The following is a 7,504-nucleotide window of genomic DNA, read 5'->3' as shown; positions in this document are numbered from 1 at the left end:
CCCGTACGGGGGGCAGGGAGCGGGTCTCGTCGGGGTCGCCGTAGGTGCGCTGGCCGATGACGGTGGGGGTGGGGACGGTGTCGTCGGTGAGGTCGCGGCCGAGGTCGATCCGGGGGATGACCTGGGTGGCGCCGCTGTCGTGTTCGTGGCCGCGGCCGTGTTCGCGTACGGCCTGGAGGAGGCCGCCCATGGCGGCGGAGTCGCCTTGGGCGGATTTGCCGCTCCAGACGACGGGGGCCCGGCGGCGGCCGGCGGCGGCTCCGGCGGCCGCCGCGGCGGCGCCGAGGACGGGTGCCCGGCCGGGGATGTTCGCGGGCTTGGAACGCGCGCTCGGGCTCGGTGCGAGCCGCACGCGGAAGCTGGCGTGGTTCACGATGACCTGTGCGGGGTCGCACGGCACCTTGACCATGCTCAGCGCGGGCTGGTCGTCGAACCCTGACGTTCTTGTGTCCACACTCATCTAACCGAGTGATCAGTGTTTAGGACACTGCCTTGACGGGGTTCTTGTGTCCGAGACCCGTCAAGATCAAGCCACCCCGCCCGAAGGGGGCGGGGTGGCACGCTCACGGGTCGCCGGCGGTGCTCCGATCGGCCGAAGCCGCCCGGGTTCAGGCGCGGCGGCGGGCCGCCTCGTAGAGGACGACGCCCGCGGCGACACCGGCGTTGAGGGACTCGGCCCCGCCCGGCATGGGGATGCGGACGAGGAAGTCGCAGTTCTCGCCGACGAGGCGGCCGAGGCCCTTGCCCTCGGAGCCGACGACGATGACGACGGGCCCGCCGAGGGCGTCGAGGTCGGCGACGGAGTGCTCGCCCTCGGCCGCGAGGCCGACGACGGTCAGACCGGCCTTCTTGTAGTCCTGGAGGGCGCGGGTGAGGTTGGGAACCCGGGAGACGGGCGTGCGGGCCGCGGTGCCGGCGGAGGTCTTCCAGGCGCCGGCGGTCATGCCGGCGGCGCGCCGCTCGGGGATGACGACGCCGTGGCCGCCGAAGGCCGAAACCGAGCGGACGATCGCGCCGAGGTTGCGGGGGTCGGTGACGCCGTCGAGGGCGACGATGAGGGGTTCCTCGCCGTTGTCGTAGGCGGCCTCGGTGAGGTCCTCGGGGTGGGCGTACTCGTACGGCGGGACCTGGAGGACGAGGCCCTGGTGGTTGAGGCCGCCGGTCATCCGGTCGAGCTCGGGGCGCGGGGCCTCCATCAGGTTGATGTTGCCGCGCTCGCCGGCGAGCTGGAGGGCCTCGCGGACACGCTCGTCGTTGTCGATGAACTGCTGCACGTACAGGGTGGTGGCGGGCACGCCGTCGCGCAGGGCCTCGAAGACGGGGTTGCGGCCGACGACCATCTCGCTCTGGCCCTTGGCTCCGCCGCGGCGGGGGGCCGGGCGGCGCTTGGCGGCCTGCTTGGCCGCGGCGTTGGCGAGGCGGAACTTCTTGTGGCCCTTGCGGTCCTCGGCCTTGGGCGTGGGGCCCTTGCCCTCCAGGCCCCTGCGCCGCTGGCCGCCGCTTCCGACCGTGGGGCCCTTCTTGTTGGACGTGCGGCGTCCCCTGCGCTGGCTGTTCCCGGCCATGACCTCTACCTGTTTTCGTTGGTGCTGCGGTACGTACGTATGAAGAGTGTGCCGCCCGGGGGGCCGGGCGGCACAACAGAGCTGGTCCGGGCGGGTCCGGTCAGCGGGGTCCGAGGGTCCAGCGCGGGCCGGACGGGCTGTCCTCGATGACGAGTCCGGACTGCTGGAGCTGGTCGCGGATGGCGTCGGCGGTGGCCCAGTCCTTGCGGGCGCGGGCGGACTCGCGCTGGTCGAGGACGAGGCGGACGAGGGTGTCGACGGCGCCGTGGAGTTCGTCGCCGCGGTCGGTCTCCTGCGACCAGTGCGGGTCGAGGGGGTCGAGGCCGAGGACGCCGAGCATGGCGCGGACCTCGGCGAGGCGGGCGATGGCGGCGTCCTTGTCGTCGGCGGCGAGCGCGCTGTTGCCCTGGCGGACGGTGGTGTGGACGATGGCCAGCGCCTGCGGGACGCCGAGGTCGTCGTCCATGGCCTCGGCGAAGGCGGGCGGGACCTCGGAGGCCGGCTCGACGGGGCCGCCGGCCTTCTCGACGACGCGCTGCACGAAGCCCTCGATGCGCGCGAAGGCGGATTCCGCCTCGCGCAGCGACTCCTCGCTGTACTCGATCATGGATCGGTAGTGCGGGGTGCCGAGGTAGTAGCGCAGCACGACGGGGCGCCAGTTCCTGACCATCTCGGAGACGAGGACCGAGTTGCCGAGGGACTTCGACATCTTCTCGCCGGACATGGTGACCCAGGCGTTGTGCACCCAGTAGGAGGCGAAGTCGTCGCCGAACGCCTTGGCCTGGGCGATCTCGTTCTCGTGGTGCGGGAAGATCAGGTCGAGGCCGCCGCCGTGGATGTCGAAGGCACTGCCGAGGTACTTGTGCGCCATGGCGGAGCACTCCAGGTGCCAGCCGGGGCGGCCGCGGCCCCACGGCGTCTCCCAGTCGGGCTCGCCGGGCTTGGTGGCCTTCCACATGGCGAAGTCGCGGGGGTCGCGCTTGCCGGTGATGCCCTCTTCGGCCGGCTGCTGGAGGTTGTCGAGCTCCTGGTTGGAGAGCGCGAGGTAGCCCGGGTAGGAGCGGACGTCGAAGTAGACGCTGCCGTCGGCCTCGTAGGCGTGGCCCCGCTCGATGAGGCCGCGCATCATCTCGATCATCTCGGGGACGTGGCCGGTGGCGCGGGGCTCGTACGTGGGCGGGAGGCAGCCGAGGGCCTCGTAGCCGCTGTTGAAGGCGCGCTCGTTCGCGTAGCCGATGGACCACCAGGGCCGGTCCTGCTCGGCGCCCTTCCTGATGATCTTGTCGTCGATGTCGGTGACGTTCCGGATGAAGGTGACGTCGTAGCCGCGGTACTCGAACCAGCGGCGCATGATGTCGAAGTTGAGCCCGGATCGGATGTGCCCGATGTGCGGGGCCGCCTGCACGGTGGCACCGCAGAGGTAGATCGAGACGCAGCCCTCGACGAGCGGGGTGAAGTCGCGGATCTGCCGGGCGCTGGTGTCGTACAGGCGAATAGTCACGGCACCAGGGTAGTGCGCCGCGGGCAGTGCCCCGCGACCCTTTCGGGGGCGCGGCGGCGCTTTGCCGCCGCGGTGGCGAGCCACCGTCGGGCCGGGCGCCGCCGGGAGCGGCGCCCGGTGCGGACGGCCTGCGGCGATCAGGCCCGGTTCGTCCGGTACACCAGTGCGGTGGCGATGGCGGCGAGGCCCTCGGCGCGCCCGGTGAGACCGAGTCCGTCGGTGGTCGTGCCGGAGACGGAGACGGGGGCGCCCGCGGCGGCCGAGAGCGCCTTCTGCGCCTCTTCGCGCCGCTTGCCGATCTTGGGGCGGACGCCGATCACCTGGACGGCGATGTTGCCGATCTCGAAACCCTCGGCGCGGACGATGCGGGCGGCCTCGGCGAGGAGGGTGGTGCCCGAGGCACCGGACCACTCGGGGCGGGAGGTGCCGAAGTGGGCGCCGAGGTCGCCGACGCCGGCGGCGGAGAAGAGGGCGTCGCAGGCGGCGTGGGCGGCGACGTCGCCGTCGGAGTGGCCGGCGAGGCCGTCCTCTCCCTCCCAGAGGAGGCCGGCGCACCACAGGTCGCGGCCCGCCTCGAAGGCGTGGACGTCGGTGCCGATCCCGACGAGCGGGAGGAGCGGGGCGGGGGCGGGGCTAGTAGGCATCGGTGGCCCTCCTGCGGGCGAGTACGGCCTCGGCGAGGACCAGGTCGAGCGGGCGGGTGACCTTGAAGGCCTCTTCGTGGCCGGGGACCACGACGACGGTGGTGCCGAGGCGCTCCACCATGCCGGCGTCGTCGGTGGCGCCCTCGCCGGACACGGCGACGGCCTCGTGGGCGCGCCGCAGGGTGGCCAGGTCGAAGCCCTGGGGGGTCTGGACGGCGCGCAGCCGGGCGCGCTCCGGGGTGGCGACGACCGGCTCGGGCTCGCCCGCCTTGCCGGGCTCGACCTCCTTGACGGTGTCGGCGAGGGGCAGCGCGGGGACGACGGCGGGGGCGCCGTCGCGGACCGCCTCGACGACGGCGTCGACGGTGTCCACGGGGACGAGGGGGCGCGCGGCGTCGTGGACGAGCACGCAGGTGATGTCGTCGGGGAGGGCGGCGAGGCCGGCGGCGACGGACTCCTGGCGGGTGTCGCCGCCGGGGACGACCAGCAGCTCGGTGCGGTCCGGCAGCGGGTGCTCGTCCAGGAGGCGGCGCACCTCGGCGGCGCCGTCGGGCGGTGCGACGACGACGACCAGGCGGACGGCCCGCGAGCGGGCCATGGCGCGGACGGCGTGGATCAGCATCGGGGTGCCGCCGAGGGCCCGCAGGGCCTTGGGGGCGCCCGGGCCGAGGCGTACCCCGCGGCCGGCGGCGGGGATCACCGCGGCGGTGCGCTGGGGGCGCGTTTCGTCAGACATTGAAGTAGCTCCGAGCCAAGGTTTGTGACTTCGGCCGACATGGGTATGGCCCTGGGGAGTGCCGGGTGCGACGCCCTCGCCCCTTCCGTGACGACCGGTCGAGCCGGCTGCCCGGACCCGGCACGACAGGTCGGTCGGGTCAGGTCGGATCAGGTCGGGTCGGGTCGCGCGTCGTGCCGGGTGCCGTGGGCGCGGATGCGCCGGATGCGGCTCAGGACGGCGCGGTACCGGGCGGCGGTGCAGAAGCGTGCCGCCGGGGGCTGCGCGGGATCACGTTGCGTGCGCGTGCCGCGTCGCGTGTGCGGGACGGCGTGCGCTCCCGTACGGGCGTGCCGCGAGGTGCGGCGTGGGGCGTGCGGGTACAGACATGCCGCAGCGCCCGGCAACGGCCCCCCTTCGGGGAGGCCGATCGTCGGGCACCGCGGCACGGCTGCTTACGGGTCTGCGCGTCGTCAGGACGCGAGGACCTCGTCGAGGAGGGCCTCGGCCTTGTCCTCGTTGGTGTTCTCCGCGAGCGCAAGCTCGCTGACCAGGATCTGGCGCGCCTTGGCGAGCATCCGCTTCTCACCGGCGGACAGCCCGCGCTCGCGCTCGCGGCGCCACAGGTCGCGCACCACTTCGGCGACCTTGATGACGTCGCCGGAGGCGAGCTTCTCCAGATTTGCCTTGTAGCGACGGGACCAGTTCGTCGGCTCCTCGTTGAGCGGTGCCCGCAGCACCTCGAAGACCCGGTCCAGCCCGTCCTGGCCGACTACGTCGCGAACGCCGACGAACTCCGCATTGTCGGCAGGCACACGAACCGTCAGGTCGCCCTGGGCGACCTTGAGCACCAAGTAGGTCTTGTCCACGCCTTTGATCTGGCGAGTTTCGATGGCCTCGATCAGCGCGGCCCCGTGATGGGGATAGACCACGGTGTCGCCAACCTTGAACGTCATGTGACAGGTACCCCTTCCGTGGCTATCCAGGGTAACACGAGAACTGACTGTTATGAATGGCGTTTTCGCAGGTCAGGGCACATCTCGGGGCTTGACAACTCCGGCGGGAACGTGCTGCGGAAGCCTCCGGAAGAGGGGTATTCGCAGGTCGGAGGCGCTGTGCGGACCGGGCGAAACGGCCACGTTACACCTCCCGGGCGACCCCTCCAGTGTGACGTACGTCCCGTTTCGCCGGGTTCGAGGTCGGGAAACCGAACTACTCCGTTCGACTACCGGCCACCCGAACGGAGTGGTTCCGGCCCAATCCCGGAATTGATCACGGAGAGGCGTTCGAGGGAATCCCGGAATTGATCACCGGGCGGCCGGAGCGCTATATGCGGACGGCACATGAACGGACCGGGAAGTGCCGGCGCTCTTCCCCGGCGGAACGGGCCCCCGGCGGTCCGCGGAATGCGTGATCGCGGGGCCGGGGCAGCGGAGCCCCTCCCCTGCGGAGGGTCGGGTGCGGGGGCGGGGCGGCGGCTCGGTAACCTAAGCGCGCTGACACACCCTTAGGACGGCTTTACCTCGGCCGTCCGCGGGACCGACCACCTTCCGTTCCGTACGTCCAAGGAGTTGCCGCCGCCGTGAGCCGCAGCCTTCGACGCGGCGCCCTCGCCGCCACCGCCGTCGTGTTCTCGATCGCCTCGCTGGCCGCCTGCGGTGCGGGCAACGACGCGCAGACGCTGAAGATCAAGCCGGACAACGCCGCCGCCTCCAAGGGCGACATCATGGTCCAGAACGCGCTGGTGATCACCGGCAAGGACCGCAAGGGCTCGGCCGTCGTCTCCGCGACGCTCTTCAACGAGGGCGACAAGCCGCAGACGATCGACGCGATCACCCTGCCGGGCTCCAAGGGCAAGGTCGTCCTGAAGGGCGCCGAGGGCGCCTCCGGCAAGGTCACCGTCCCCGCCGGCGGCTCCGTCGTCCTCGGCGGCAAGGGCAACCCGTCCGCGGTCATCGAGGGCGGCGGCGAGGCCGTGAAGGACGGCGACGTCCAGAAGGTCGTCTTCAAGCTGAGCAACACCGGCGACGTCGAGCTGGAGGCGTTCGTCTTCCCGAACACCGGCATGTACGCGGGCTTCGGCCCGACCGAGGCGCCCGCCGCCGGCCCGTCCGCCTCCGGCAGCCCCGCCGCCTCGCCGTCCGCCGGCCCGTCGGGCTCGCCGTCCGGCTCCCCAGCCGCCACCCCCTCGGGTGCGGCCTCGGGCTCCCCGGCCGCGTCGCCCTCGGGCTCCGCGTCGCACGCCGCCGGCCACTGAGACCACGGCAGCCCGTACGGAAGGGCCCCGTCCGCACCACGCGGACGGGGCCCTTCCGTCAAGGTGCCTGCGGCGGTCTACGGCTCGAACTTGTAGCCGAGGCCGCGGACCGTGACGAGGTAGCGCGGCGCCCCCGGATCCGGCTCGATCTTGGCGCGCAGGCGCTTGACGTGCACGTCGAGGGTCTTGGTGTCGCCGACGTAGTCCGCGCCCCACACCCGGTCGATCAGCTGCATGCGCGTCAGCACCCGGCCGGCGTTGCGCAGCAGCATCTCCAGCAGGTCGAACTCCTTCAGCGGCAGGTCCACCTTGGCCCCGCCGACGGTCACCACGTGCCGGTCGACGTCCATGCGGACCGGGCCGGCCTCCAGCGCGGCCGGGGCGACCTCCTCCGGCTCGCCGCGGCGGCGCAGGACCGCGCGGATGCGGGCGACCAGCTCCCGGGAGGAGAACGGCTTGGTGACGTAGTCGTCGGCTCCTATCTCCAGCCCCACGACCTTGTCGATCTCGCTGTCCTTCGCGGTCACCATGATGACGGGGACGTTGGAGCGGCCGCGCAGCTGCCGGCAGACCTCCGTGCCGGGCAGGCCGGGGAGCATCAGGTCGAGGAGGACGAGGTCGGCGCCGTTGCGGTCGAACTCGTCGAGGCCGTCGGGCCCCGTCGCGGCGACCGCGACCTCGAATCCCTCCTTGCGGAGCATGTAGGAGAGGGCGTCGCTGAAGGATTCCTCGTCCTCGACGACGAGCACACGGGTCACGGAAGGACCTCCGGGGCAGGGTTGGGCGGTTCTGGCGTTCTGTGGATCAGGCGGGGGTCGGGTG

7 protein-coding genes and 1 pseudogene are annotated in these 7,504 nt (G+C 72.5%); 1 reads left to right on the top strand and 7 read right to left on the bottom strand.

The window, feature by feature from the left end:
• The 6 genes and pseudogenes from EF903_RS25305 to EF903_RS25280 form a co-directional block, all read right to left on the bottom strand.
• A pseudogene (locus EF903_RS25305) lies at nt 1–460 on the bottom strand (hypothetical protein); the annotation flags it as partial.
• A gap of 148 nt (nt 461–608) precedes the next feature.
• Nucleotides 609–1,565, bottom strand: a complete 957-nt coding sequence (gene rlmB / locus EF903_RS25300) for a 23S rRNA (guanosine(2251)-2'-O)-methyltransferase RlmB (RefSeq protein WP_125546881.1) — start codon at nt 1,563–1,565, stop codon at nt 609–611.
• A gap of 100 nt (nt 1,566–1,665) precedes the next feature.
• Nucleotides 1,666–3,066, bottom strand: coding sequence for a cysteine--tRNA ligase (gene cysS, locus EF903_RS25295; protein WP_125546879.1), 1,401 nt, complete (start codon nt 3,064–3,066; stop codon nt 1,666–1,668).
• 137 nt (nt 3,067–3,203) lie between these two features.
• The gene (gene ispF / locus EF903_RS25290) at nt 3,204–3,710 is read right to left on the bottom strand and encodes a 2-C-methyl-D-erythritol 2,4-cyclodiphosphate synthase (protein ID WP_125546877.1); all 507 of its coding nucleotides are present in this window, start codon (nt 3,708–3,710) and stop codon (nt 3,204–3,206) included.
• Nucleotides 3,700–4,446 (bottom strand): 2-C-methyl-D-erythritol 4-phosphate cytidylyltransferase, encoded by a 747-nt coding sequence (ispD, locus tag EF903_RS25285; protein WP_125546875.1) that lies wholly within the window; start codon nt 4,444–4,446, stop codon nt 3,700–3,702. Before ispD ends, ispF begins: the two co-directional genes overlap by 11 nt.
• 452 nt (nt 4,447–4,898) lie before the next feature.
• The gene (locus EF903_RS25280) at nt 4,899–5,381 is read right to left on the bottom strand and encodes a CarD family transcriptional regulator (RefSeq protein WP_114058094.1); all 483 of its coding nucleotides are present in this window, start codon (nt 5,379–5,381) and stop codon (nt 4,899–4,901) included.
• Between the two features lie 626 nt (nt 5,382–6,007).
• Between EF903_RS25280 and EF903_RS25270 the strand changes: the two genes are divergently transcribed.
• Nucleotides 6,008–6,682, top strand: coding sequence for a DUF461 domain-containing protein (locus tag EF903_RS25270; protein WP_125546873.1), 675 nt, complete (start codon nt 6,008–6,010; stop codon nt 6,680–6,682).
• Between the two features lie 77 nt (nt 6,683–6,759).
• Here EF903_RS25270 and EF903_RS25265 read toward each other — a convergent pair whose 3' ends face one another.
• Nucleotides 6,760–7,440: a response regulator transcription factor gene (locus EF903_RS25265; RefSeq protein WP_125546871.1), complete on the bottom strand. Its 681-nt coding sequence runs from the start codon at nt 7,438–7,440 to the stop codon at nt 6,760–6,762.
• Nucleotides 7,441–7,504: the final 64 nt, after the last annotated feature.

Origin of the sequence: Streptomyces sp. WAC05292 (assembly GCF_003949955.1) — a bacterium.
Lineage (GTDB): Bacteria > Actinomycetota > Actinomycetes > Streptomycetales > Streptomycetaceae > Streptomyces > Streptomyces globosus.
Note: the sequence above shows the minus strand (reverse complement) of the source record. Positions and strands in the feature narration are given on the sequence as shown.